25 protein-coding genes are annotated in these 23,826 nt (G+C 60.5%); 13 read left to right on the forward strand and 12 right to left on the reverse strand.

What is annotated here, in order from left to right; genetic code table 11:
- Positions 1-75: 75 nt before the first annotated feature.
- The 3 genes from hslV (at position 76) to OOZ53_RS08245 (ending at position 3,146) form a co-directional block, all read left to right on the forward strand.
- Positions 76-654: an ATP-dependent protease subunit HslV gene (hslV, locus tag OOZ53_RS08235; protein WP_271088955.1), complete on the forward strand. Its 579-nt coding sequence runs from the start codon at positions 76-78 to the stop codon at positions 652-654.
- Between the two features lie 76 nt (positions 655-730).
- Positions 731-2,038, forward strand: a complete 1,308-nt coding sequence (gene hslU, locus OOZ53_RS08240; protein WP_271088956.1) for an ATP-dependent protease ATPase subunit HslU — start codon at positions 731-733, stop codon at positions 2,036-2,038.
- 133 nt (positions 2,039-2,171) lie between these two features.
- On the forward strand, positions 2,172-3,146 hold the full coding sequence (locus tag OOZ53_RS08245) for a DUF1402 family protein (RefSeq protein ID WP_271088957.1): 975 nt from the start codon (positions 2,172-2,174) through the stop codon (positions 3,144-3,146).
- Here OOZ53_RS08245 and OOZ53_RS08250 read toward each other — a convergent pair.
- The 4 genes from OOZ53_RS08250 to OOZ53_RS08265 are packed head-to-tail and all read right to left on the reverse strand — an operon-like array spanning position 3,143 to position 5,876.
- Positions 3,143-3,499, reverse strand: coding sequence for a helix-turn-helix domain-containing protein (locus OOZ53_RS08250; RefSeq protein WP_271088958.1), 357 nt, complete (start codon positions 3,497-3,499; stop codon positions 3,143-3,145). The genes OOZ53_RS08245 and OOZ53_RS08250 overlap by 4 nt on opposite strands.
- Positions 3,496-4,059 carry a Smr/MutS family protein gene (locus OOZ53_RS08255; protein WP_271088959.1) on the reverse strand — a complete coding sequence of 188 codons (564 nt, stop codon included), beginning with the start codon at positions 4,057-4,059 and terminating at the stop codon, positions 3,496-3,498. Before OOZ53_RS08255 ends, OOZ53_RS08250 begins: the two co-directional genes overlap by 4 nt.
- Positions 4,056-5,159: a murein transglycosylase A gene (gene mltA / locus OOZ53_RS08260; RefSeq protein WP_271088960.1), complete on the reverse strand. Its 1,104-nt coding sequence runs from the start codon at positions 5,157-5,159 to the stop codon at positions 4,056-4,058. Before mltA ends, OOZ53_RS08255 begins: the two co-directional genes overlap by 4 nt.
- 12 nt (positions 5,160-5,171) lie before the next feature.
- Positions 5,172-5,876, reverse strand: coding sequence for a Tim44/TimA family putative adaptor protein (locus tag OOZ53_RS08265; RefSeq protein ID WP_271088961.1), 705 nt, complete (start codon positions 5,874-5,876; stop codon positions 5,172-5,174).
- 280 nt (positions 5,877-6,156) lie between these two features.
- On the opposite strand from OOZ53_RS08265, the gene OOZ53_RS08270 reads away from it, so the two are divergent.
- Complete coding sequence (locus OOZ53_RS08270) at positions 6,157-6,645, forward strand: FxsA family protein (RefSeq protein ID WP_271088962.1); 489 nt, start codon at positions 6,157-6,159, stop codon at positions 6,643-6,645.
- Between the two features lie 151 nt (positions 6,646-6,796).
- Positions 6,797-7,324 carry a protein-export chaperone SecB gene (gene secB, locus OOZ53_RS08275; RefSeq protein ID WP_271088963.1) on the forward strand — a complete coding sequence of 176 codons (528 nt, stop codon included), beginning with the start codon at positions 6,797-6,799 and terminating at the stop codon, positions 7,322-7,324.
- 9 nt (positions 7,325-7,333) lie between these two features.
- Here the strand turns inward: secB and dnaQ are convergent, their stop codons facing one another.
- The 5 genes from dnaQ to OOZ53_RS08300 are packed head-to-tail and all read right to left on the reverse strand — an operon-like array spanning position 7,334 to position 10,913.
- Complete coding sequence (dnaQ, locus tag OOZ53_RS08280) at positions 7,334-8,032, reverse strand: DNA polymerase III subunit epsilon (RefSeq protein WP_271088964.1); 699 nt, start codon at positions 8,030-8,032, stop codon at positions 7,334-7,336.
- On the reverse strand, positions 8,025-8,624 hold the full coding sequence (coaE, locus tag OOZ53_RS08285; RefSeq protein WP_271088965.1) for a dephospho-CoA kinase: 600 nt from the start codon (positions 8,622-8,624) through the stop codon (positions 8,025-8,027). Before coaE ends, dnaQ begins: the two co-directional genes overlap by 8 nt.
- Entirely contained in the window at positions 8,621-9,466 is an 846-nt protein-coding gene (locus tag OOZ53_RS08290; RefSeq protein ID WP_271088966.1) for a shikimate dehydrogenase, read from the reverse strand. Before OOZ53_RS08290 ends, coaE begins: the two co-directional genes overlap by 4 nt.
- Complete coding sequence (locus OOZ53_RS08295; protein ID WP_271088967.1) at positions 9,459-10,058, reverse strand: Maf-like protein; 600 nt, start codon at positions 10,056-10,058, stop codon at positions 9,459-9,461. The genes OOZ53_RS08290 and OOZ53_RS08295 overlap by 8 nt, the downstream gene beginning before the upstream one ends.
- A 33-nt stretch (positions 10,059-10,091) precedes the next feature.
- Positions 10,092-10,913: a pyruvate, water dikinase regulatory protein gene (locus tag OOZ53_RS08300; RefSeq protein WP_271088968.1), complete on the reverse strand. Its 822-nt coding sequence runs from the start codon at positions 10,911-10,913 to the stop codon at positions 10,092-10,094.
- A gap of 405 nt (positions 10,914-11,318) precedes the next feature.
- Between OOZ53_RS08300 and hemE the strand changes: the two genes are divergently transcribed.
- The 3 genes from hemE (at position 11,319) to rho (ending at position 14,361) form a co-directional block, all read left to right on the forward strand.
- Positions 11,319-12,344 (forward strand): uroporphyrinogen decarboxylase, encoded by a 1,026-nt coding sequence (gene hemE / locus OOZ53_RS08305; RefSeq protein ID WP_271088969.1) that lies wholly within the window; start codon positions 11,319-11,321, stop codon positions 12,342-12,344.
- 29 nt (positions 12,345-12,373) lie between these two features.
- Positions 12,374-12,916, forward strand: coding sequence for a protoporphyrinogen oxidase HemJ (gene hemJ / locus OOZ53_RS08310; protein ID WP_271088970.1), 543 nt, complete (start codon positions 12,374-12,376; stop codon positions 12,914-12,916).
- 179 nt (positions 12,917-13,095) lie between these two features.
- Entirely contained in the window at positions 13,096-14,361 is a 1,266-nt protein-coding gene (gene rho / locus OOZ53_RS08315; protein WP_136657981.1) for a transcription termination factor Rho, read from the forward strand.
- On the opposite strand, the gene OOZ53_RS08320 is transcribed toward rho, so the two are convergent.
- Positions 14,358-16,382 carry a thioredoxin domain-containing protein gene (locus OOZ53_RS08320; protein WP_271088971.1) on the reverse strand — a complete coding sequence of 675 codons (2,025 nt, stop codon included), beginning with the start codon at positions 16,380-16,382 and terminating at the stop codon, positions 14,358-14,360. The genes rho and OOZ53_RS08320 overlap by 4 nt on opposite strands.
- 44 nt (positions 16,383-16,426) lie before the next feature.
- Between OOZ53_RS08320 and mnmE the strand changes: the two genes are divergently transcribed.
- The 5 genes from mnmE to OOZ53_RS08345 all read left to right on the forward strand — a co-directional run bounded on the left by mnmE (position 16,427) and on the right by OOZ53_RS08345 (position 22,214).
- Positions 16,427-17,740, forward strand: coding sequence for a tRNA uridine-5-carboxymethylaminomethyl(34) synthesis GTPase MnmE (gene mnmE / locus OOZ53_RS08325; protein ID WP_271088972.1), 1,314 nt, complete (start codon positions 16,427-16,429; stop codon positions 17,738-17,740).
- Positions 17,741-17,878: 138 nt separating this feature from the next.
- Positions 17,879-19,774 carry a tRNA uridine-5-carboxymethylaminomethyl(34) synthesis enzyme MnmG gene (mnmG, locus tag OOZ53_RS08330; protein ID WP_425499119.1) on the forward strand — a complete coding sequence of 632 codons (1,896 nt, stop codon included), beginning with the start codon at positions 17,879-17,881 and terminating at the stop codon, positions 19,772-19,774.
- A gap of 50 nt (positions 19,775-19,824) precedes the next feature.
- Positions 19,825-20,445: a 16S rRNA (guanine(527)-N(7))-methyltransferase RsmG gene (gene rsmG, locus OOZ53_RS08335; protein WP_271088973.1), complete on the forward strand. Its 621-nt coding sequence runs from the start codon at positions 19,825-19,827 to the stop codon at positions 20,443-20,445.
- Between the two features lie 54 nt (positions 20,446-20,499).
- A complete protein-coding gene (locus OOZ53_RS08340; protein WP_271088974.1) occupies positions 20,500-21,294 on the forward strand; it encodes a ParA family protein in 795 nt (264 codons plus the stop codon).
- Positions 21,295-21,332: 38 nt separating this feature from the next.
- The gene (locus OOZ53_RS08345) at positions 21,333-22,214 is read left to right on the forward strand and encodes a ParB/RepB/Spo0J family partition protein (protein WP_271088975.1); all 882 of its coding nucleotides are present in this window, start codon (positions 21,333-21,335) and stop codon (positions 22,212-22,214) included.
- A gap of 37 nt (positions 22,215-22,251) precedes the next feature.
- On the opposite strand, the gene holA is transcribed toward OOZ53_RS08345, so the two are convergent.
- Together holA and lptE are read right to left on the reverse strand one after the other, a co-directional pair.
- Positions 22,252-23,295, reverse strand: coding sequence for a DNA polymerase III subunit delta (gene holA, locus OOZ53_RS08350; protein WP_271088976.1), 1,044 nt, complete (start codon positions 23,293-23,295; stop codon positions 22,252-22,254).
- 22 nt (positions 23,296-23,317) lie between these two features.
- Positions 23,318-23,815 (reverse strand): LPS assembly lipoprotein LptE, encoded by a 498-nt coding sequence (gene lptE, locus OOZ53_RS08355; protein WP_271088977.1) that lies wholly within the window; start codon positions 23,813-23,815, stop codon positions 23,318-23,320.
- Between the last annotated feature and the right edge of the window lie 11 nt (positions 23,816-23,826).

Consider the following 23,826-nt stretch of genomic DNA (forward strand, 5'->3'; position numbering starts at 1 on the left):
GCAATGCGGCGCAGGCGTCTTACATAGGGAAGCCTGACAGGCCTGTTCGGCCGTTTTGCGTCAAAGGAAGTACCGATGAGTGAACATGATCCCCAGGGCACCATGCATGCCACCACCATTATCACCGTGCGCAAGGGCGACCAGGTGGTGATGGCCGGTGACGGCCAGGTCAGTCTCGGACAGACGATCATGAAGGGCAATGCGCGCAAGGTGCGGCGCATCAGCTCGGCAAAATCGGGCGGCGGCGAGGTCATTGCCGGCTTTGCCGGCGCGACCGCCGACGCCTTCACGCTCATGGAGCGGCTCGAAGCCAAGCTCGAACAGTATCCGGGCCAGCTTATGCGCGCCTGCGTCGAGCTTGCCAAGGACTGGCGCACCGACCGCTATCTGCGGCGGCTGGAAGCAATGATGCTTGTCGCCGATGCGACGACGACCCTTGCCCTGACCGGCACCGGTGACGTGCTGGAGCCGGAGCATGGCGCCATCGCCATCGGTTCGGGCGGAAACTACGCCTATGCAGCGGCGCGCGCCCTGATGGACAGCGACAAGAGCGCCGAGGAGATCGCCCGCCGCGCAATGGAAATCGCCGGCGATATCTGCGTCTACACCAATGACAATATCGTCGTCGAAACGCTGGAAACCGGCGCCTCGTAAGGCTTGAGACGAGGCCGCGACCCGATATTCCGACAAAGGAGCGCACCGCGCTCCCTTTCAACACAGGTTCTGATCCATGACCAATTATTCACCGCGCGAGATCGTTTCCGAACTCGACCGCTACATCATCGGCCAGAAGGATGCGAAGCGCGCCGTCGCAATCGCCCTTCGCAATCGCTGGCGCCGACAGCAGCTCGAGGACGATCTGCGCGACGAGGTGATGCCGAAGAACATCCTGATGATCGGACCGACCGGTGTCGGCAAGACCGAGATCTCGCGACGGCTCGCCAAACTCGCGGGCGCGCCCTTCATCAAGGTCGAGGCGACCAAATTCACCGAGGTCGGCTATGTCGGCCGCGACGTGGAGCAGATCGTGCGCGATCTGGTCGAAGTGGGCATCGCGCTGGTCAAGGACAAGAAGCGCGAAGAGGTCAAGGCCAAGGCGCATCTGAATGCGGAAGAGCGGGTGCTCGACGCGCTGGTCGGCTCCACCGCATCGCCATCGACGCGCGAATCCTTCCGCACCAAGCTGCGTGACGGCCTGCTCGACGACAAGGAAATCGAGATCGAGGTGGCGGATACGGGTTCCGGCATGCCCAATTTCGAGATCCCAGGCATGCCGGGCGCCAATATCGGCGTGCTCAACCTGTCGGACATGCTCGGCAAGGCCATGGGCCAGCCGCAGAAGAAGATCCGCACGACGGTGAAGGATTCCTACGCGCAGCTGATCAACGACGAATCGGAGAAGCTGCTCGATCAGGACCAGATCACGCAGGAAGCCATGCGGATCGCGCAGAATGACGGCATCGTCTTCCTCGACGAGATCGACAAGATCGCGGCGCGCGACGGCGGCATGGGCGCGGGCGTCTCCCGCGAGGGCGTGCAGCGCGACCTGCTGCCGCTGGTCGAAGGCACGACGGTGGCGACCAAATACGGACCGGTGAAGACCGACCACATATTGTTTATCGCTTCGGGCGCCTTCCACGTCTCGAAACCATCCGACCTGTTGCCCGAACTTCAGGGCCGGCTGCCCATCCGCGTCGAGCTCAGGGCGCTGACGAAGGAGGATTTCCGGCGGATTCTGACCGAGACCGAAGCCAGCCTCATCAAGCAGTATGTGGCGCTGATGGCAACCGAGGAGGTCACGCTGACCTATACGGAGGACGCCATCGATGCACTGGCGGATGTGGCTGTCGAACTCAACAGCAGCGTCGAGAATATCGGTGCGCGGCGGCTGCAGACCGTCATGGAACGGGTGCTCGACGATATCTCCTACGAAGCGCCGGACAAGTCAGGCACGGAATTCGTGATCGACGCGGAATATGTGCGCAAGCATGTCGGCGATCTGGCGAAGGATGCGGACTTGTCACGGTATATCCTGTGACTTTTACGCATCGGTGACAGAGGAAAGCCGGCAATTGATCCGATAAGTCTGCCGCCGCGGCAAGAATTACTCGACTTTTCGGGTAATTTTTCTAGAGTTCGGGCAATCAAAAAGTGCCCGGGGAGCCGCCTGGATGGTGCGTCGCCATCTGACACATGCCGTCAGTCTTCTGCTTTGCTTCACGCTTATCGCGGTGTCGCCGGCCAGCGCCAGGCTGATAACGGTTCCGGAAGGCAATCGCAACAAGGTGCAGCCGAAGATACCGGGCGCATCCGTCAAGCGAACCAAGCAGACCAAGTCCACATTCGACCGCAAATACGAGAAGATCCGCGACCTTCTGCGGCGGGACGAGAAACTGCGCGGCAAAATTGCCAGTGTCGCGCAGACCTACGAGATCGATCCGCTGCATATCGTCGGCGCGCTGGTCGGCGAGCACACTTACAATGTCGATGCCTATGACCGTCTTCAGGCCTACTATGTCAAGGCCGTCTCCTATGCCGCCGGCGGCATCGACTTTCGCTACGATGGCGAAAATGTCGATGAATTTATCCAGCGCGAGGAGTTTTCGGGCTGCGCGGACCTGACCGGCTCCTTCGAATTATGGTCCTGCCGCGAAGCCGTCTGGAACGACACGTTCCGCAACCGGACCGTCGACGGCAAGCGGTTTCCCAATGACCGGTTCAGCGCCGTGTTCTTCCAGCCCTTCTACGCCGGGCAGACCTTCGGGCTCGGACAGCTCAATCCGCTGACCGCGCTCAAACTGACGGATCTCGTCAACAAGGTCTCCGGATACAAGAAATTGTCGCATCAGCGTGGTGACGACGTCTACAAGGCGATCATGAACCCGGATATCACGCTGGCCTATGTCGCAGCGGCACTGAAATATTCGATCGATGTCTATGGCGACGTCGCCGGTTTCGACATATCCGGAAACCCGGGTATTACTGCCACGCTCTACAATGTCGGAAGTCCTGACGTTCGTGCCGAGACACTGGCGCGCACCAACCGCAAGCGCAAGGCCAGGGGACAGCGGCCGAAACTTCCGCAGGAGAATTATTACGGCTGGCTGGTCAACGACAAGCTCGAGGAACTCAAAGAGCTTTTCTAAAGCATGTCATCAAGAATCGACTGAAGCCGCGCGATATCCTTTTTTCTGAGTTTGCCGATCGACCGGGCGAGACCGTTCGCCAGCGCCGTCGCCTCGGGCGACAAACCGGCAGTGTCGATGGTGACGCGCGGGTGGGAAAGCGCGGCCAGTCGCTGCAGTTCCTCGGCGTCGTCCCAGATAATGTTGAAATAGCCGATGATGCGCTGCAGGAGTTCCCAGCTGGGCTGGCCGCGATGGCCATGTTCGAGCGCTGACAGATAGGCAGGCGACACACCGATCGATTGCGCCATCTGCTTCTGGGTGATACCGCGTTCGGAGCGCAGTCTGCGGATTTCCTCGCCGAAGGGCGTCATCGTTCAACCACCTTCCGTTTCAATCTGACGTAGAGCGCGCCGTCGCCGCCATGGCCGCGTGCCGCCGGCTCGACACCGGAGGCAAGCTCCCTGAAGGCTGCAAATCCGAGCCATTTCGGTACCGCGCGCCGCAGCACGCCCTCGCCGCCGCGCGATGTACCTTTGCCTGTAATTACAAGGACATGGCGCAAGCCCCGCGCATGGGCGCTTCGCAAAAATCCAAGCAGGAGATCGTGTGCCTCGTCCTGCGTCATGCCATGAAGATCGATGCGCGCCTCGAGCGGCAAACGGCCTCGGGCAATCTTGCGATAGACCGATCGGTCTATCGGATTGATCGCTTGAGCGCTCATGTTCGTCCTTACCGTTTTTTGTTTTGGCGGCTCACTGTCAACACGAGACCGGACAGTCGTTCGGTTTGGGTTTTTTGTCTCCTGGGTGCCTTTTTCCAACTCCTCATCGAGCAGCGATTCAAGGCGGCCGGGATAGGCATCGACGGTCCGGGCCACCTGTCCCCACAAAATACGATCTTCCTTCGAAAGACTTTTTTTCCTGCCGCTCATGCCGTCAGTCCCGCTGCAGCCTGCCTCGGAGCCAGGATATAAAAGACGGCCGGATGTTTCACCGTTCCCGCCTTCTCGCCAGCCGCGGTTCCGCTGCCGACGAAAATATCACCGCGCGCCGGGCCGAGGATCGCCGAACCCGTGTCCTGCGCGATCATCAGGCGTCGGAACGCGCCGCCGTCCAGATGGACGAGGCTTTGGGCATGGACATAGATTGGGGTGCCGTAAGTATGCAGGAACCGGTCGACGGCCAGCGACCGCCTGGCGATCAGCGGTACTTTCGCGGCGGCGACCGGACCCCTCTCCGGATCATCGACGGTCGCCCTTCTGAAGAAAATGTAGGAGCGGTTCCGCCACAGGATTTCATCGATCCTGTCTGGATGCCCGGCAAGCCATTGGCGCAGGCTCTGCATGGAAACCGTTGCCGGATCCTGCTCGCCCAACGCGATAAGGACCCGGCCGATCGCCGTGAAGGGATGTCCTGTCTTGGCCGCATAGGTAATGCGCTCGACGCTGCCATCCGGATAGCGCAGCCGCGCGGAGCCCTGGATATGGACAAAAAAGACATCGACGCGGTTTTCGACCCAGGCGATCTCGAGGCCGCGCCCCTCAAGATATCCGCTGTCGATCTGCCGACGATCCGGATATTCGCCGATTGTGCCGTTCCGGAGCTGTCCGAAAGCGAAATCCACGTCCAGTTCAGGCGGCCGGTTGGCGTCGTCGACATCGACGAGATCGTCGGGCCGGGCATAAAAGGGATAGATGTGCCGGTCGGTGCGCACCGGCGAGGCATCGATCTCAGGTTCGTAATAGGCGGTGACAAAGCCGTCCTTGCCGCCGGCCGGCTGGATGCGCAGCGGCACGAAATGCGCCTCGAAGAACCGGCGCGCTTCGTCCTGCGTGCGCGGTGGACTTTCTTCCAGTGCGGCAATGGCCGGCATGAAATCGCGCCACTGCAGGCCGAGCGTTCCGGTCTTGTAGGGTTTGACGTTGCGGGCATGGTCCGCGCAATCGATCAGGCCGGTCAGAATTTGTGTCGGATCGTCACAATCCCAACCCGGCAGGTCCTTGAACGACACCGGGGTGAGGCTGGCGATCATGCAAAATTCCGTTCAGTCTTCCGATTCGGTCGCAATCAGCTTCCAGTTCGGATCGCGCGAGCGGGTGTCGCGGGCAAAGGTCCACACATCATTGACCTCGCCGACGCTGTCGGGATCGCCGTCAATGACATTGCCGTCCTTGTCATAGGTAGCGGTAATCAGCTGGCTGGAGATGCGCATCGTGATGTTGGCCTCGGTGCCCTTCATCTCCGCCTGGACGATGTCGGCCTTGCCGATGCCCACAAAGGACGACTTGATGGTCTCCGATCTTGCATCGCGTTCCTTGATGGCCGAGACGAAGCCGTCATAGACCTCCTTCGACAACAGCGAGCGCAAGGTCTTCTTGTCGCCGTCCGCATAGCCATTGACGATCATCTCGTAGGCCATCTTGGCGCCGGCGACGAATTCCTGGGGATCGAAGCTCGGGTCGGCCTGGATGACAGTGCGCAACGCCTTGTTCAGATCCGAGCCGGGATCGCTGTAGGCATCGGCCGCGGCGAAACGGTCGTCGGAGCCCTTGTCGCCCTCGCGTCTCGGCAGGGTGATCACCTTGCCGTCATCGCCATCGCCCGCCGGCACGTCGCCATCGCGCGCGCTGTAGGGATCGAAAGGCGGCCTTTCGTTACCGGTGCGGCGGCCCAGCACATTGCGCAGCTGCAGGAAAATGATGACCGCAGCCACGAAGAAAAAGACTGTTACAAAATCAAAGGAGCCCATATTGCCTGGTACCGGTACGAGATCTCGCGCTGGAGCACCCGCCCCAACACCTTCCATATAGTCTGTTGCCCTCTATCATTCAAATCCTGTTTCCAGGTCAATGCAACCGGACGACGCAGGGAATTCTAAGGCTTCTGGCACGCCGGCGATCGATTTTCGTCAAACAGGCTTAACGCGTCACCATATAGGGCGCAGAACAAGGATTTCGAACGGTCGAAATCAGGACCGATCCGTGCGATGCTCGGACTCCGGATCGCCGCCAACAAGGACAATCATCTTCATGCCCTTTACCCTCGTCCCGTTGCTGCTTCTCATCGTTCCGCTGGCGGAGATCGGAGCCTTCATCGTCATCGGCCGTGAAATCGGTGTCTTCTGGACCCTGGCCATGGTCTTCGCCACGGCCGTTGTCGGTTCGATCCTGCTTCGTATCCAGGGATTCGGGCTCATCAACCGCATCAGGCAGGAGACGGAAGCAGGCAGGGTCCCGGGGCGGGAACTGGTGCATGGCGTGATGATCCTGATCGCCGGCGTGCTGCTTTTGACCCCCGGCTTCATTACCGACACGATCGGCTTCCTGCTTTTCATTCCGGCTATCCGGGACGCGGGCTGGGCGCTGATCAGGAAGCGCATCACCATTGTTTCCGGCACTGGTTTTGAAAGTGAACACTTCCGCGACAAGACGCAGAACAGCCAAACGCCGACCATCGATCTCGACGACAAGGACTTCACGCGCGATCCCGATCCCGATTCGCCGTGGAACAAGGATTGAGTTTTCGCGCGGGTCCTGACCGGCTTTAATCGGACACGGTCCGCAAGCCGGAAACACATCGGATTTTGGTTGTAAGCGCAGGATCGAAATGCTAGCCAGTGGCCCGAAACAAGGCCGGTCGGCCGACACCGCAGCAATCAAGGACAGTTTTATGGCCAAACAGCCCGATCCGAAAGCACCCGCAGGCGCGTCTCCCGAAGGGGCGGAAGCCGGCAACGGCACGGCGCCGCAGCTGAATGTGCTGGCGCAATATATCAAGGATCTTTCCTTCGAGAATCCGAACGCGCCGCAATCGCTCACACAGCGCGAAAAGGGCCCGGCCATCAACATCAATGTCAATGTCAACGCGAATCCGATTTCGCAAACCGACTATGATGTCGTTCTGACGCTCAATGCCGAAGCCAAGGACGGCGAGAAGGTCGTGTTCAATGTCGAGCTGATCTATGGCGGTGTCTTTCGCGTCCAGGGCTTCCCGCAGGAACACATGCTGCCGCTGCTGTTCATCGAGTGCCCGCGGCTGCTGTTCCCCTTCGCGCGGCAGATCGTTGCCGACGCGACCCGCAATGGCGGTTTCCCGCCGCTGATGATCGATCCGATCGATTTTGCCCAGATGTTCGCCCAGCGTATGGCCGAAGAACAGGCAAAGGCCAAGGTAGAAGCGCCGCCTGTCACCAACTAGTGGTTGCGGCTATTCAGCGTATTTGTTCCAGAGGGCCTTGTCACCGAGGCCCTCTTTCAGTTTGAGATGCGCGGCCCGTTCCTCTGCGCTCAGGCGCACTGCCAGCGGCGAAGGTCTCGGCCCGGTACTGGCGGTGACGCTGCTGCGGCTCTGGACCGATGCGCCTGCATCGCTTTCCGTCAGGCCCAGCGCGGCCTGCCGGCCGCCATTCATTTCGATATAGACTTCCGCCAGCAATTCGGCGTCGAGCAGCGCGCCGTGCTTGGTGCGGTGTGAATTGTCGATACCGTAGCGCTTGCACAGCGCGTCCAGTGAATTGGGGCCCATCGGGTGGCGACGCCGCGCCAGCGCCAGCGTGTCGACAACCCGGCCGGGGTCGACGGGCGGCAGTCCGAGACGCGCATATTCGGCATTGATGAAACCGATATCGAAACTGGCATTGTGCGCGACCAGCTTGGCGCCGTCGAAGAGTGTGCTCATCTCCTCGATGATTTCGGCAAAGACCGGTTTGTCCTGCAGGAACTCATCGGTGATGCCGTGGACGGCCAGCGCCTCGGGATGGACCTTCTGGCCCTGGGCGTTGATATAGACATGGAAGGAGCGGCCGGTCGGAAACTTGTTGGCAAGCTCAACGCCGCCGATCTCGATGACGCGATCCGTCTGGTTGTCCAGCCCGGTCGTTTCGGTGTCGAACACGATCTCACGCATCGTTTGTTTCCCCTCCGATCAGCCCGTCGATCAGCGCATCGATTTGCCGTCTGGTTTCGTCGAACGTTCCAGACGTGTCTATGACGAAATCGGCGCGCGCCCTTTTTTCCGAATCAGGCACCTGACGCGCCAGTATGGCCTCGAATTTCTCTTCGGTCATGCCCGGCCGCCGCATTACACGCTCTTTCTGCAGTTCCGGCGTGCAGGAAACGACCACCACCTTGTCGACGGTTTTTTCGCCGCCGCCCTCGAACAGAAGCGGGATATCCAGAACCACGGCAGGTTTTCCGGCCTCCCGCTGGCCTGCGACAAAGCGTTTTCGTTCTTCCGCGACCAGCGGATGGACGATGGATTCCAGCCTGCGGAACGCCTCCTCGTTGCCGAGGACAGCCTCAGACAAGCGCGTGCGATCGACAACACCATCCGTCACGGTGCCCGGAAAAGCCGCTTCGATCAGCGGCGCGGCCCTGCCGGCATAAAGCGCGTGCACGATCTCGTCGGCGCTGATGACGGGTATGCCGCGTTCGGCAAACATTTCGCCGGCTGTCGATTTGCCCATCCCGATCGATCCTGTCAGACCAAACACGATCATTTTTCGGCCTCCAGATCGGCAACAACCAGATCCCGCAGGTCCCTGGTGACGTGCGGTCGAATGCCGAACCATTTCTCGAAACCGGGTACGGCCTGGTGCAGGAGCATGCCGAGACCGTCCACCACGTTCAGACCCTGGTCCTGCGCCATGCGCATGATCGGCGTGATCAGCGGCGTGTAGACGATATCGGTGACCACCGCACCGGCGGCCATCTTCGAAAAGTCGATCCGGGGAACCGGAGTGCCTTCCATGCCGAGCGCGCTGGTATTGACAAAAAGCCCGGCTCCTTCGGTGACCTCGTTCAAGGCGTCCAGCGGGTGGGCGCTTATTCCAGCGCTGAAACGATCCGCCAGCTCCATTGCCCGCGCAACCGTGCGGTTGACGATGTGGATCTGCCGCACACCGCGGTCCTGCACGGCCTGTATGATCGCACGGCTCGCGCCGCCGGCGCCGAGAATGACGGCCTTCCGCGCCTTGTCCCAGCCCGGCGACCATTCATCGAGATTGGCGCAAAAACCGTAGCCGTCGGTATTGGTCGCCCTCAGCCGACCGTCTTCAAGCCACAGCGTATTGGCCGCGCCAAGGCCATTGGCCAGCGCATCTGCCTCGCCGGCCAGTTCGAAGGCGGCCTGTTTGTGCGGGATCGTGACATTGCCGCCGACGAAACCGCTGGTGCCATCAGCAAGACTTTTCATGAACGCGGGAAAATCCTCCGGCGATACCTCGACAGCCTCGTAACGGCCGGCGATGCCGGCCTGCTTCAGCCAGTGACCATGGATCATCGGCGAGCGGGAATGTCTGACCGGATATCCCGTTACGAAGGCGCGAACCGTCTCAGCCATCGATGGCCTCCAGATCCCGCAACGCAGCAAGCAAGGGCAGCATCGGCAGGCCGATAATGGTGAAATAGTCCCCGTCAATCTTTTCAAAGAGCTGCACGCCCACACCTTCAAGCTGATAGGCGCCGACGCTGGACAGCGCCGCATCGCCGATGCGCGACAGGTAGCGGCCGATAAATCCGGGATCGAGCGCACGCATGGTCAGGTCGGCGGTACCCACATGTTGCCAGAGCGTCTCTCCGTCGCGAAGGATGACAACGGCGCTGTTGAGCTGGTGGGTCTTGCCCGAGAGCCGCAGCAAATGGCGACGCGCGCCCTCCATATCGGCGGGTTTGTGAAAGATCTCGTCGCCGAGCGACAGTGTCTGGTCGGAGCCGATCACAAGCGCTCCGGGCTTCCGGGCGCTGACATCCGATGCCTTGGCGAGCGCCAGCACCAGGGCCGTGTCCTGTGGGCCGACATCGCTTTGCCGAAGCGGCGCTTCCACCGCCCGCTCGTCGATGTCCGCCGCCTGTATCTCGAAATCGATGCCGGCATTTTTTAACAGCGCTCTGCGGAAGGGGCTGGCGGAGGCCAGGACCAGTTCTGTCGGCATCGGCGGATCCTTTTCGGCAATCGGCCCTTCCGCCTAACGCGCCTTGACGCCAAGCGCAAGAATGGCCGCGGCGGTTTCCTCGATCGACCGGCGGCTGACGTCGATGGTCGGCCAGTTGTGGCGTTCGCACAGATTGCGCGCATATTTGAGTTCCTCGGCAATGGCGACGCGGTCGACATAATCATCGCCGGTATAGCCCTGCGTCGTTCCGAGGATGCGGTTCTTGCGAACCTGCGAGATCCGGTCCGCCGTCGCGACAAGGCCGACGATCAACGGGTGTTTCGCGGTGCCGAGAACATCCGGCAGGGGAACGTTGAAGACGATCGGAATATTGGCGGTCTTGTAACCGCGATTGGCGAGATAGATACTGGTCGGCGTCTTCGATGTGCGGCTGATGCCGACAAGCACGATGTCGGCCTCTTCGATGTCGGCAGGCATTTGGCCGTCATCGTGCTCCATGGTGAAGTTCAGCGCTTCCATGCGGCGGAAATATTGCGCGTTCAGCGAATGCTGCGCGCCGACGCGGTGTTCGGCTCTTGGCCCGAGATAGGACTGGAATGTCGCGATTACCGGATCGAGCACCGAAACGCAGGGAATGTTCATTTCCCGGCAACGGTCGCTAATCATCTGCGAAAGCGCGGTATCGACGACCGTGTAGAGCACGATGCCGGGGGCGCCGTCGATCGTGTCGAGGACCGGTTCGAGCTGTTTGGCGCTGCGGATCAGCGGATATACATGTTCGAGCGCGCGCGTGCCGGTGAACTGCGCGGCGGCGGCGCGGCCAACCGTTATCAGCGTTTCTCCGGTCGAATCGGAGATGAGGTGCAGGTGGAAATAGTTTTTCGGTCGATCCACAAAATTCGTCCGCTTCTGTTGATAGCTGTGCATGAACTCGGCCGGTGTGCACACTGACAAAAGAGGTACGGGAAACAGGGCCTGTTTGTCCACATTTGCGATGCGCAGGAAAGAGATGCCGGCAGGGCTGTGAACAATCGGACATCAACAGCCGGTTCATATTCATCCACAGGCAATGAACAGGAGAACAGTTCGATGCTGCGACATCAACTCCATGAATTTATGTCGCTTTTCGTGGATATGCCTGCTATTGTCAGACACAAGCCATTTCGGGATCTGTAATTGTCCCGCGCTAGCAAGCTGTGGAGATTTCGGGAAGAACCTTTAATCCTTGAAAACCACCGACTCTAAGAAATAGAAGACTCTTTAAATTCCTTTCTTTTTTAATGTACGAAGGATCGATGCATGGCGGATAACCGCAAGGTCATGAAGGTATTGAGTGGCGAAACGGTATTTCCGCCACCTATCTGGCTGATGCGGCAGGCCGGCCGGTATCTGCCCGAATATCGGGAAACGAGGAAACAGGCCGGCGGCTTTCTCGATCTTTGCTATTCTCCGGAACTGGCGACGGAAGTGACACTCCAGCCAATCCGCCGATATGGCTTTGATGCGGCAATCCTGTTTTCAGATATTCTCGTGATACCGGATGCGCTTGACCGCAATGTGCGTTTTGAAGAAGGCCGCGGTCCGCTGATGTCGCCGATCGATGCGGCCGGCATCGCGAAGCTCGACGGCTCGAAGATGCTCGATCACCTGGCGCCTGTGCTGGAGACGGTCACGCGGCTGCGCGAGACACTTTCCGAGGAAACCACGTTGCTTGGATTCTGCGGCGCGCCCTGGACGGTGGCCACCTATATGATCGCCGGGCATGGAACACCGGACCAGGCGCCGGCACGGCTTTTTGCCTATCGGGAGCCGGAGGCCTTTACCGCGCTGCTCGATCTGCTGGCCGATCTTTCCGCCGATTATCTCTGCGCACAGATCGAGGCCGGCGCCGATGCGGTGCAGATCTTCGATTCCTGGGCCGGTGTGCTCGGCGAAAGCGAATTCGACCGTTTCTGCGTCCGCCCGGTGCGCAAGATCATCGAGCAAGTCCGCCGGCGTCATCCGCAGGCCCGGATCATCGCCTTTGCCAAGGGCGCCGGAACGCTGCTCACCGATTATCGCAGGGACACCGGTGCAGACGCGATCGGCCTCGATTGGAGCGTTCCGCTGGGCTTTGCGGGGGAACTGCAGAAGCAAGGACCGGTCCAGGGCAATCTGGATCCCATGCGGGTCGTTGCCGGCGGCCAGGCGCTGGATGAGGGCGTGGACGCGATCCTTTCGAAGCTTGGTGAGGGACCGCTGATCTTCAATCTCGGCCACGGGATAACGCCGCAGGCCGATCCGCAGCACGTCACGCAACTGGTGGAACGGGTGCGTAGCGCATAGAGCAGGTCCTGGCTGGATTGGATTACTTCATGGCATCGAACGACGGTAAGGACGAAACGGCTGGGAACAAGGCGCGTTTGCGCGCGCGCATCGCTCTTGCCGTCGTTGTGGCGGCCGTCATCGCGCTGATGGCGTGGAACCCGCCGGAGCTTTATGACTGGATCAAGGCCGTGCATGTCATTGCCATCATCTCATGGATGGCCGGTTTGCTCTATCTGCCGCGGCTCTTTGTCTATCACAGCGACAGCGACGTCGGATCGCAGCAGTCCGAGACCTTCAAGGTCATGGAAGCGCGGCTCTACAAGGTGATCATGACGCCGGCCATGGTGATTGCATGGGTCCTTGGCCTTTGGCTGGCCTATGACGGGTTTGGCTTCAATGCCGTGTGGCTGTGGCTGAAAATCGCCGCGGTCCTTGCACTTTCGGGCGTGCATGACTATTTGGGCAGGGCGGTGCGCAGATTTGCCGAGGATCATCGCGATCACCCGGCCCGTCACTGGCGCATGATCAACGAGGTTCCGACGGTGCTGATGATCTTCATCGTGGTCATGGTGATCGTCAAACCGTTTTGAACTTGCTGTTTGCCGCAAAATGTGCGACAGGCGGAACACCGGATGCATTTCGAAGCGTTTCACGTGAATCGCCCGGTCGAAAATCCCTCCCTGGCATGCGGTGATGGTCCGTCGACCGTCAAACAATCTCCCCAAGATCGACTACAATAAAAATCCCCGAATAAAAATCTGGAAACCCAATGCAGGAAATGAAGCTTCAAGAGCTCAAGAACAAGACACCGACAGAGCTGCTGGAATTCGCCGAAACGCTGGAGGTGGAAAACGCCAGCACCATGCGCAAGCAGGAGCTGATGTTCGCCATCCTGAAGAAGCTGGCGGCGCAGGAAATCGAGATCATCGGCGAAGGTGTCGTCGAAATTCTGCAGGACGGGTTCGGGTTCCTGCGCTCGGCCAACGCGAACTACCTGCCGGGCCCGGACGATATCTATATCTCGCCGTCGCAGATCCGGCGCTTTTCGCTGAAAACGGGCGATACGGTCGAGGGGCCGATCCGGGGGCCGAAGGAAGGCGAGCGTTATTTCGCGCTGCTGAAGGTCAACACGATCAATTTCGACGATCCGGAGAAGATCCGTCACAAGACCCATTTCGACAATCTGACGCCGCTTTATCCCGATGAGCGGTTCAACATGGAATTCGACGATCCGACCTCCAAGGATCTTTCGGCACGGGTGATCGATCTCGTGGCGCCGCTCGGCAAGGGACAGCGCGGGCTGATCGTGGCGCCGCCGCGCACCGGTAAGACGGTGCTGTTGCAGAACATCGCCCATTCGATCACGGCCAATCATCCCGAGTGTTATCTGATCGTGCTTTTGATCGATGAGCGTCCTGAAGAAGTCACGGACATGCAGCGTTCGGTGAACGGCGAGGTGGTCTCATCCACCTTCGACGAGCCGGCCGCGCGGCACGTCCAGGTCGCCGAAATGGTGATCGAAAAGGCCAAGCGCCTGGTCGAGCACGGACGCGATGTCGTCATCCTGCTCGATTCCATCACGCGTCTCGGCCGCGCTTACAACACGGTTGTGCCCTCCTCCGGCAAGGTGCTGACCGGCGGTGTCGACGCCAACGCGCTGCAGCGCCCGAAACGCTTTTTCGGCGCGGCGCGCAATATCGAGGAAGGCGGATCGCTGACCATCATCGCCACGGCGCTGATCGATACGGGCAGCCGCATGGACGAGGTGATCTTCGAGGAGTTCAAGGGAACCGGCAACTCCGAAATCGTGCTTGACCGCAAGGTTGCCGACAAGCGGATCTACCCGTCCATGGACATCCTCAAATCGGGAACCCGCAAGGAAGACCTGCTGATACCGAAACAGGACCTGCAGAAGATCTTCGTGCTTCGCCGGATCCTGGCGCCGATGGGAACGACCGATGCGATCGAGTTCCTTATCGACAAGCTCAAGCAGACGAAGAACAACGCCGATTTCTTCGATTCGATGAACGCCTAACCGGTTTTGGACCGCAGCAGGTCCAGAAGGGCCTGCGCATCGAAAACCGGCGGAAAACAGACGGGGCCGCGGCACAGATATGCCGCCGGCCCCTTTGTTTTGCCGGAGTCGTAATCAGCGGAGCCCGGCAGAAGCGCTTCCGCCTCGTCGAGTGTGCGCGCTATCAGGTCGAGCCGGGCGGGATCCGGTACGGAGCGAATGGCCTGGAGCATATCCTTAGCCGGATTCAGCAGAACGAGCTTCTTCGTCTGGCTGACCGTGTCGATCGCATTGACCGCACCGCTGGCAGCCATCGGTATCTGCTGCACGCGTCCCCAAAGTGAGGCAGAGAAGGTCGCGGCCTTTGCCGGCAGGTTGAGATCCGGTGAAATCATCGACAGGCGGCCCAGCGCCTCGAGAATCTGGGCCGAGGAGGACGGGGACGCATCGTCGTGCTCGTGGCGGGTGCGCAGCAAGACATCGCCGGCATCATCGGCCGTATAGAAATAGCCGCCCTGTCCGTCGCCATAGTGCTTGTCGAGCACGGAGAGCCAATTCATGGCGGTGTCGAGATAGGATTTGTTCAGCGTGGCCTCATAGAGCGCGACGGCCGCGTTGATCATCGCTCCGTAGTCGGAAGCAAGCGCCGGATAGGTGGTGACCCCGTTGCACCAGGCATGGGCCAGCCGGTCGCCGGTCATCATCTCGCGCGTGATGAAAGAAAAGGCATCTTCGGCGCGCGCGATCCAGTCACCGCGATCGAGCCGGGTGCCGGCTTCGGCAAGGGCGCGGATCATGAGGCCGTTCCAATCGGCGAGGATCTTGTCATCGAGGCCGGGGCGGACACGTTCGTTGCGCAAGGCCAGGAGCTTCTCGCGGGCCTTTGCCAGCCGCGCTTCGGTCGGATTGTCGGTCTGCGGCTCCCGCAGGCGATTGAGGATGGTCTTTCCTTCCCAATTGCCGCCTTCGCTGACATCGTAGTGCCTGCAGAAAAGGTCGGCGTCCTCGCCGAGTGCGGTATCGATCTCCGCCTTGTCCCAGACATAGAAGCGGCCCTCCTCTCCCTCGCTGTCGGCATCGAGGCTCGATGCGAAAGCGCCGCCCGGCATGAGCATCTCGGCTTCCAGCCAGCCGACCGTTTCCTCGATGCGCGTGCGGAAAAGATCGTGGCCGGTCTCGCCGTGAGCCCACATCAGAGCGCGGACAAGCTGGGCATTGTCGTAGAGCATTTTCTCGAAGTGCGGGACAAGCCAGATCGCATCGACGCAGTAACGCGACAGGCCGCCGCGCAGATGATCGTAAATACCGCCGGTGACGAGCGCGGTGATCCATTGTATGGCCGTATCGCCGGATGGCTGCGAGCCGGTGTTGCGCCAGTGCCGCCACAGCGTTTCCAGCATCGATGCGTTCGGGAATTTCGGCGCGTGACCGATACCGCCATTCTTCCGGTCGGCCACCGAAAGAACACCGGCAGCGTGGCGGGCCAGCACGTCATCTTCCGGAGCGGTGGCCGTTCCCGCGGCGGCCAGGGTCTGATCGAGATGCGCGCGGATCGATTGCGTGTTGCGACTGATCTTGTCGGGTTCTTCGTGGTAGATCTTCGACAGGCTTCTGAGCACGGTCACGAAGTCGGGCCGGCCATGGCTCGGCGTCTTCGGAAAATAGGTGCCGCCCCAGAACGGCTCGCCCTGCGGGTTCAGAAATATGGTTAACGGCCAGCCGCCCTGCTCGCCCATGGCATGGAGCGCGGCCATGTAGATCTGGTCGATATCGCTTCGCTCCTCGCGGTCGACCTTGATGTTCACGTAAAGCGCGTTCATCACCGCGGCGGTGTCGGGATCCTCGAAGCTTTCATGGGCCATGACGTGGCACCAGTGGCAGGCGGCGTAACCGATGGACAGCAATATGGGCTTGCCGGAGCGTTTCGCCTCATTTAAGGCAGCCTCACCCCATATCTGCCAGTGAACGGGATTGTCCTTGTGCTGCTGCAGATAGGGGCTCGCCGACCGGCTGAGCACGTTGGTCAGTTGTGATGAGGTCATGGGGCACCGGGCGGGAGTTGTTCGTGGTGGAGCGCAATCACTATATGGACACTATTTTCGCCATGTCGAGTGGCGCGGGTGTCGCTGGCGTTGCCGTGATCCGGATATCCGGGCCGGCGGTCAGGGACGGTCTGGAAACGATGGCCGGCGGTGTCCCGGAACCGCGTGTGGCAACCTACAGGTCCATAAACAGTGCCGGTGGGACGAGGCTTGATCGGGGCATCGTGCTGTTTTTTCCGGCGCCGCATTCCTTCACCGGCGAGGATTGCGCGGAGCTTCATATCCATGGGGGACGGGCGGTTATCGGAGCCGTCCTGGCAAACCTCTCCGAACTGCCCGGTTTCCGCAGCGCCGAGCCGGGCGAGTTCACCCGAAGGGCGTTCGAGAACGGCAAAATGGACCTGACCGCTGTCGAGGGGCTGGCGGATCTGATCGCAGCGGAGACGGAGGTCCAGAGGCGCATGGCCCTGCAGCAATCGTCGGGGGCCCTGTCGGAGCGCTATGAGCGCTGGCGCAGCGCGCTGGTGCGGGCGCGCGCGATGATCGAGGCGGATTTCGATTTCGCCGATGAGGAAGACGTGCCGGGCTCGGTTGCCGACAGCATCTGGCCCGAGCTTGAAACACTGGCTCGGGAGATCGGACAACATCTGGCCGGTGCGCGGGCCGGTGAGATCATTCGCGACGGTTATCGGGTGGTTATTCTGGGTGCGCCCAATGCCGGCAAATCCAGCCTGCTCAACGCGCTTGCCAGGCGCGAGATCGCCATCGTTTCCGATGAACGGGGCACCACGCGCGATCTGCTCGAGGTGCATCTCGATATCGCGGGATACCCGGTTGTTCTCAACGATACGGCCGGCTTGCGGGATGAGGCGGGCGCGGTGGAAAGCGAAGGCATTCGCCGCGCGCTGGCCGCGGCCGAACGTGCCGATCTTGTTCTTCTGCTTGAGGATCTGAATGAACCGGGAAAGACCGTGTCTCCTCCCTCAGACGATGTCCCGGTGCTCCGGATCGGCACCAAGACCGACCTCGCCGGCAATGAGGGTCGGGCGGGATATGACGCCGTCATCTCGGTGAAAAAGGATGATGGTCTGACTAGTCTGATCGATATGCTGGAACAGCGGGTAAAGGCAGCCGCGGGTGATGCCGTGTCAACCCTGCCCAACCGCCAGCGGCACCGGGAATATCTGTCGGAATGTTTGAAGGCGATCACGGCTGCGCTGGAAAACGATTCGGAACCGTTAGAATTGCGGGCGGAGCTGTTGCGCCAGGCCGGCGATGCGTTGGGGCGCCTGACGGGGCGGATCGATGTCGAGGATCTGCTTGATCTCATCTTCGGTGAGTTCTGTATCGGCAAATAGATACCGAACCGCTTGCCGTGATGATGATTCACGTGAGACAGGCATGCCCTTCAGGATCACAGCGGTGTTTCACGTGAAACAACGGTCTTGACAAATCGTCGTCAGAATCCGATCTGAACGACGACACAGGAGCCGGCCATGCCAGCCAGAGATCATATGACCTATGACGTCGTTGTTATCGGCGGCGGACATGCGGGTTGCGAGGCCGCGGCTGCCGCGGCCCGGCTTGGTGCGTCCACGGCTTTGGTGACGCATCGCCGCAACACGATCGGGGTGATGTCCTGCAACCCGGCAATCGGTGGCCTCGGCAAGGGCCACCTTGTCCGAGAGATCGATGCGCTGGACGGGCTGATGGGCCGCGTCGCCGACCAATCGGGCATACAGTTCAGGCTGCTCAACCGCAGCAAGGGGCCTGCAGTGCGGGGCCCGCGTACCCAGGCAGACCGCAAGCTCTATCGTCTCGCGATGCTGGATGCCATCGAGTCCATTGACGGTCTCGATATTGTCGAGGGCGAGGCCGACGACTTTTCCATCGAGAATGGAAAGATCGCCGGCGTGATCCTGGCGGATGGCCGTGTCATCCGATGTTCGACGGCCGTCCTGACCACCGGGACCTTCCTGCGCGGTCTTATCCATATCGGCAAGAAGCAGATACCGGCGGGCCGCATGGGCGAGAAACCGGCGGGCGGCTTGTCGCGGACGCTGATGCAGGCCGGTTTCAATCTGGGTCGCCTGAAGACTGGAACCCCTGCCCGGCTGGATACGCGGACGATCGACTGGGATTCGGTCGGCCGTCAGGCGGCCGATTCGGATCCGGTACCATTTTCCTTCATGACGGACCGCATCGATGTGCCGCAAATCGAATGCGGCATTACGCGCACCACGCCGCAGACGCATCGGATCATTGAAGACAATATCGGACAATCGGCGATGTATTCGGGGCGTATCGAAGGGACCGGCCCGCGCTACTGTCCGTCCATCGAAGACAAGATCGTTCGTTTCGCCGACCGCGAACACCACCAGGTTTTTCTCGAGCCCGAGGGTCTGGATGACAACACCGTTTATCCGAACGGTATTTCGACATCCCTGCCGGAGGATATCCAGGAACGGTTCGTGCGGACAATTCCGGGGCTGGAGAATGTGACCATCCTGCAGCCCGGCTATGCGATCGAATATGATCACATCGATCCCCGGGAGCTGCATCCAAGCCTGGAGACGAAGCGGATTGAAGGGCTTTATCTCGCCGGACAGATCAACGGCACGACCGGCTATGAAGAGGCCGGTGCGCAGGGTCTGGTGGCCGGTGCGAATGCGGCGCTGGCGGCCGGCGGCGGCGATCCCTGGATTTTCAGCCGGACGGACTCCTATATCGGCGTCATGATTGACGATCTGACAAGCCGGGGTGTTACGGAGCCCTACCGCATGTTCACTTCGCGGGCCGAATACCGCCTGACGCTGCGGGCGGACAATGCGGATCTGCGCCTGACGCCCGAGGGGATCCGGCGCGGACTGGTCGGCCCGGACCGGCAGCGAACGTTCGAGGACTGGCATCAAGAGGTCGAGCGATTCAGGACACAGCTGCAGCAATTGCAGGTCACGCCGGCACAAGCGCGTGCGCACGGCCTGAAGGTCAATCAGGATGGACAGCGGCGTTCAGCCTATGCCCTGCTTGCCTATCCGGACAATGACATCGCGCGCCTGTCGGCAATCTGGCCGGAGCTGGCCTCCGCTGATCGCAAGGTCAGCGAGCCGGTCGAGACCGAAGCCGCCTATGCCGTCTATCTTGAGCGGCAGTTGCGCGACATCGCCGCCCAGCAGAAGGAAGAAGAACGATTCATACCCGAAACGTTTGACTATGGATCGCTGGCCGGCCTTTCCAACGAATTGCGCCTCAAATTGCAGGCGGCGCGGCCGCGCACCATCGCCCATGCCGCCAAGATCGAGGGCATGACGCCGGCGGCGATCACCCTGATCCTTGCACAGCTCAGGAAAGCTGAAGACGGACCGCGCGCTGATATGGCACGGGTGTCCTGAACACAATCCCCCATCTGACCGACCCGGAGACCGTTTTGCCGGCAAGAGAAATGGAACGTCTGACGGACCTGATTCATGTTTCACGTGAAACACTGGATCGGCTGGATCGTTTTGTCGCGCTCTTCACAAAGTGGTCCCGGGCAATCAATCTGGTCGCGCCATCGACGCTGGACCAGCTGTGGGAACGACATGTCCTCGACAGCGCCCAGCTTTACGCGCTTGATCCCCGTCCCCGGAAATGGCTTGATCTGGGCAGTGGTGGTGGTTTCCCCGGTATTGTCATGGCGATCCTGATGATGGAAACCGAGATCGGATCCGTCGATCTTGTCGAGAGCAACCGGAAGAAGGCGGCTTTCCTGCAGAGGGCGATTGCTGAAACCGGCGCCCGCGGCCAGGTCCATACCTTGCGGATCGAGGCGGCCAGTCAACAATTGGCGGGATATCAGGCCGTCAGCGCACGAGCGCTGGCGGACCTTGAGCGGCTGCTGGGTTATGCGGAGCCCTGGTTGGCTGCCGGCGCAACCGGCTATTTTCACAAAGGCCGGGATTATCGGCGCGAGATCGACGAAGCCCGTAGAAGCTGGTCGTTCGATCTGTTAGAACATGAAAGCATGATTGATGCGGATTCCGTCATACTGCAGATCTATAATCTGAAGAGAATCGGCGGATGAACACCTTGTTGGTGGATTTGCACGTGAGACGCAAACATACGGGGCGCTGACAGAATGTTGGGCAAAGAAAACAGAATCATCACCGTCGCCAACCAGAAGGGTGGCGTCGGCAAGACAACGACGGCGATTAACCTCGCAACGGCGCTTGCGGCGATCGGCGAGCGGGTGCTGATCATCGATTTCGATCCGCAGGGCAATGCGAGCACCGGCCTCGGCATCGAAAGGCATGAACGGGTCCTTTCCTCCTACCATATCATGGTCGGTGAGGCGGGCATTGCCGAGGCGGCCATGGAAACGGACGTGCCGCATCTTTCCATCGTGCCGTCGACGATGGACCTGCTCGGCGTCGAGATGGAAATCTCGGACCAGAAGGACCGGGTTTTCAAGCTGAAGAAGGCGATCGCCGCATTCGGCGAGGACACTTATGACTATATCCTGATCGACTGTCCGCCGTCGCTCAACCTTCTGACCATCAACGCCATGGCGGCGGCCCATTCGGTGCTGGTGCCGCTGCAGTGCGAATTCTTCGCGCTCGAAGGCCTCAGCCAGTTGCTCGAGACCGTCGGTCAGGTTCGCTCGACGCTCAATCCCAATCTCGACATCCAGGGCATCGTGATGACGATGTTCGATTCACGCAACAATCTTGCGCAGCAGGTTGTCGATGATGTGCGGTCCTATCTCGGCGACAAGGTTTACCGCACGCTGATCCCGCGCAATGTCCGGGTCTCGGAGGCGCCATCCTATGGCAAGCCGGCGATCTTGTACGATCTGCGCTGTTCCGGCAGCCAGGCCTATCTGAAGCTGGCCTCCGAGGTGATCCAGCGTGAACGCGAGCGCAAGGCGGCCTGAGAATATATCTGCAAAATCAAACAGATAGCGGTAGCGGCATGAGTGACGACAATTCCAAGAAAAGGCTGGGGCGGGGACTCGCGGCACTGATCGGCGAAATGGACCAGCCTTACGATGTTCAGGCGAGCCCGGAAGCGCCGGCCGCGGCGGACCAGTTCGTGCCGATCGAATTCGTCGGTCGCAATCCGAACAATCCGCGCCGGCAGTTTGACGAGTCCGATCTGGAAGATCTGGCACGATCGATCAATCAGCACGGAATCGTGCAACCGGTCGTCGTGCGGCCCATGGGGCAGGGGAACTACGAGATCATTGCCGGCGAACGCCGCTGGCGGGCCGCGCAACGCGCCGGTCTGGTCGAAATTCCGGTCCTTGTCCGTGATGTCGATGACCGCACGGCTCTTGAAATCGCGATTGTCGAGAATGTCCAGCGGTCGGATCTGAACCCGATCGAGGAAGCGCATGGCTACGATCAGCTCATCGCCGAACACGGCTACACGCAGAATGATCTGGGCGATATCATCGGAAAGAGTCGCAGCCATGTCGCCAACAGCCTGCGGCTGCTTAAACTGCCCGAAGCGGTCCGGGATATGCTGGCATCCGGCGAATTGACGGCCGGGCATGCACGCGCCATCGCATCGACGGCAGATCCCGTCAAACATGCAAAGCAGATCGTGACGAAAGGCCTGTCGGTCCGTGATGCGGAGCGCCTCGCACAGAAGGAAAACGCGCCCGAGAGACCGGTCCCGAAACCGGCTCCGCAGAAGGACACGGACACGCTGGCACTTGAAAAGATGCTCAGCGACAAGCTCGGGCTCAAGGTGACGATCAGTCACAAGAGCACTGGCGGCCAGGTCAAGGTGGAGTATCGGACGCTGGAACAGCTTGACGAGCTTTGCAGACTGCTTCAATCCAGCCATTAATATAAGCCGGCTTATTTTTAATTTAACCGACTAATAATTACCTCTTCGCAAAGCGTGCGGATCGCAGCGCCACAGCCAACAGAGCCTGACGGGAAATGCTGTCACCAATGGCCGGCTGTCTGCGCGCTTCAAGAATTGCGCCATGAAGGTGGGACAGGACATCGCGGACGGCCCGCCCGTTCCAGTGCCTGACTGCGATTTCCAGTGCAGGTTTGCGGCGGAAATGAATGCGGCGACCCTGTTCGGAAACGGCCTGTGAAACGGATTTTTTCCCGGTTTCCACCTGGCCACGCATCAGATCGATCAACTGAAACTGGCGCAGGCATGCCTGGAGAACCAGGAAAATCTGGATCTTCGAGGCAATGATGCGCGTCAGCGCATGGTCAAGACCGGCAAGGTCGCCTTTCAGCACACTGTCGACAGCCTCGTCGACCGAAAGCGCGGAGGCGTCACCGGTGATGGAAAGCACATCGTCTTCCGTGACCTGTCCCGCGCCGTGGCAGTAAAGCGCCAGTTTGCGCAGTTCACCGCGGCTTGCCAGCCGGTCGCCGCCGAGATTTTCAGCCAGCATCCGGCGGGCATCGCTGGTTATCTTGAGACCTGCGGCCTGCAGTTCTTCGTCGATCAAGGCATGGATATTGCGGTTGTCGTCACCGTAACAGGGCAGTGCCATGGCGCTTTTGCCGGTTTCGGCAGCCTTGCGCAGGGCCGAGCCTTTTTTCAGATCGCCCGCCTCGATGATCAGGATGGTGTCTTGCGGCGGGTCCTCGGATACGGATTTGACCGCGTCGACGACCGGTTTTTCGTTGCCGGCGCCACGCAGCCAGACGAGACGGTCACCGCCAAAAAGCCCGATGGCGTTGACTTCGTCGAGCAGGCGCGCCGGATCGTCCTTGATGTCGGCCGTATCGAGCTTGATGACGTTGAAATCATCCGTCAGATCGACATTGACCTGTTTCGAAAGCGCTGTAGCGCGTTCGGAAACGAGCCCGCGATCCGGCCCGTAGATCAGCAATGCGCGGAATTGCGGATCGGGACGCCGGATGAAATTGTCGACTTCGTGGGCCTTGCGGTGCGCCATGTCTGCGCTCGCCTGAAGCTGTCTATCGGGTCAGGATCGAAGCGGTTTCGGTGCGGATGATCTCGGCCAATTGGTGTGCGGCCCTGTTTTCTGCATCGCGCAACGCACGGCGATTGGCGAATTCCTGTGTCGTCTGGTCATAGAATGTGACGACGGTGCGCTTGCCGCTGCCGATCACTTCCTTAGTCTTGTTGTCGCGCAATGTGTAGGTGACCGTGGCCGAATAACGCTGCGCGGTAATGCCGTCGGTCAGCTCTTCGCGCAAGGCGCTGCTGGCCGTTCCCCTGAAGATCATGTCCAGCGTGTATTCGGGGCTGGCCGGCTCACCCTGTCCGCCGGAATAGAGGAAAATCAAGCGGTTGCGCAACTCCTGCTCAACCCGGTCATCGGCCGGTTTGATACCGACGGATGCCAGATAGGCCTGTGTGCCCGTCTGACTGGAATAGAGCGGCCTGACCTGGCAGCCCTGCAGGGCCGACAGTCCGAGTGCAAGCAGCGCGATCAGCAGAATCTGTCTCATGGGCCCCTTCC

The sequence above is a fragment of the Allohoeflea poritis genome (assembly GCF_027889715.1).
GTDB lineage: Bacteria > Pseudomonadota > Alphaproteobacteria > Rhizobiales > Rhizobiaceae > Hoeflea_A > Hoeflea_A poritis.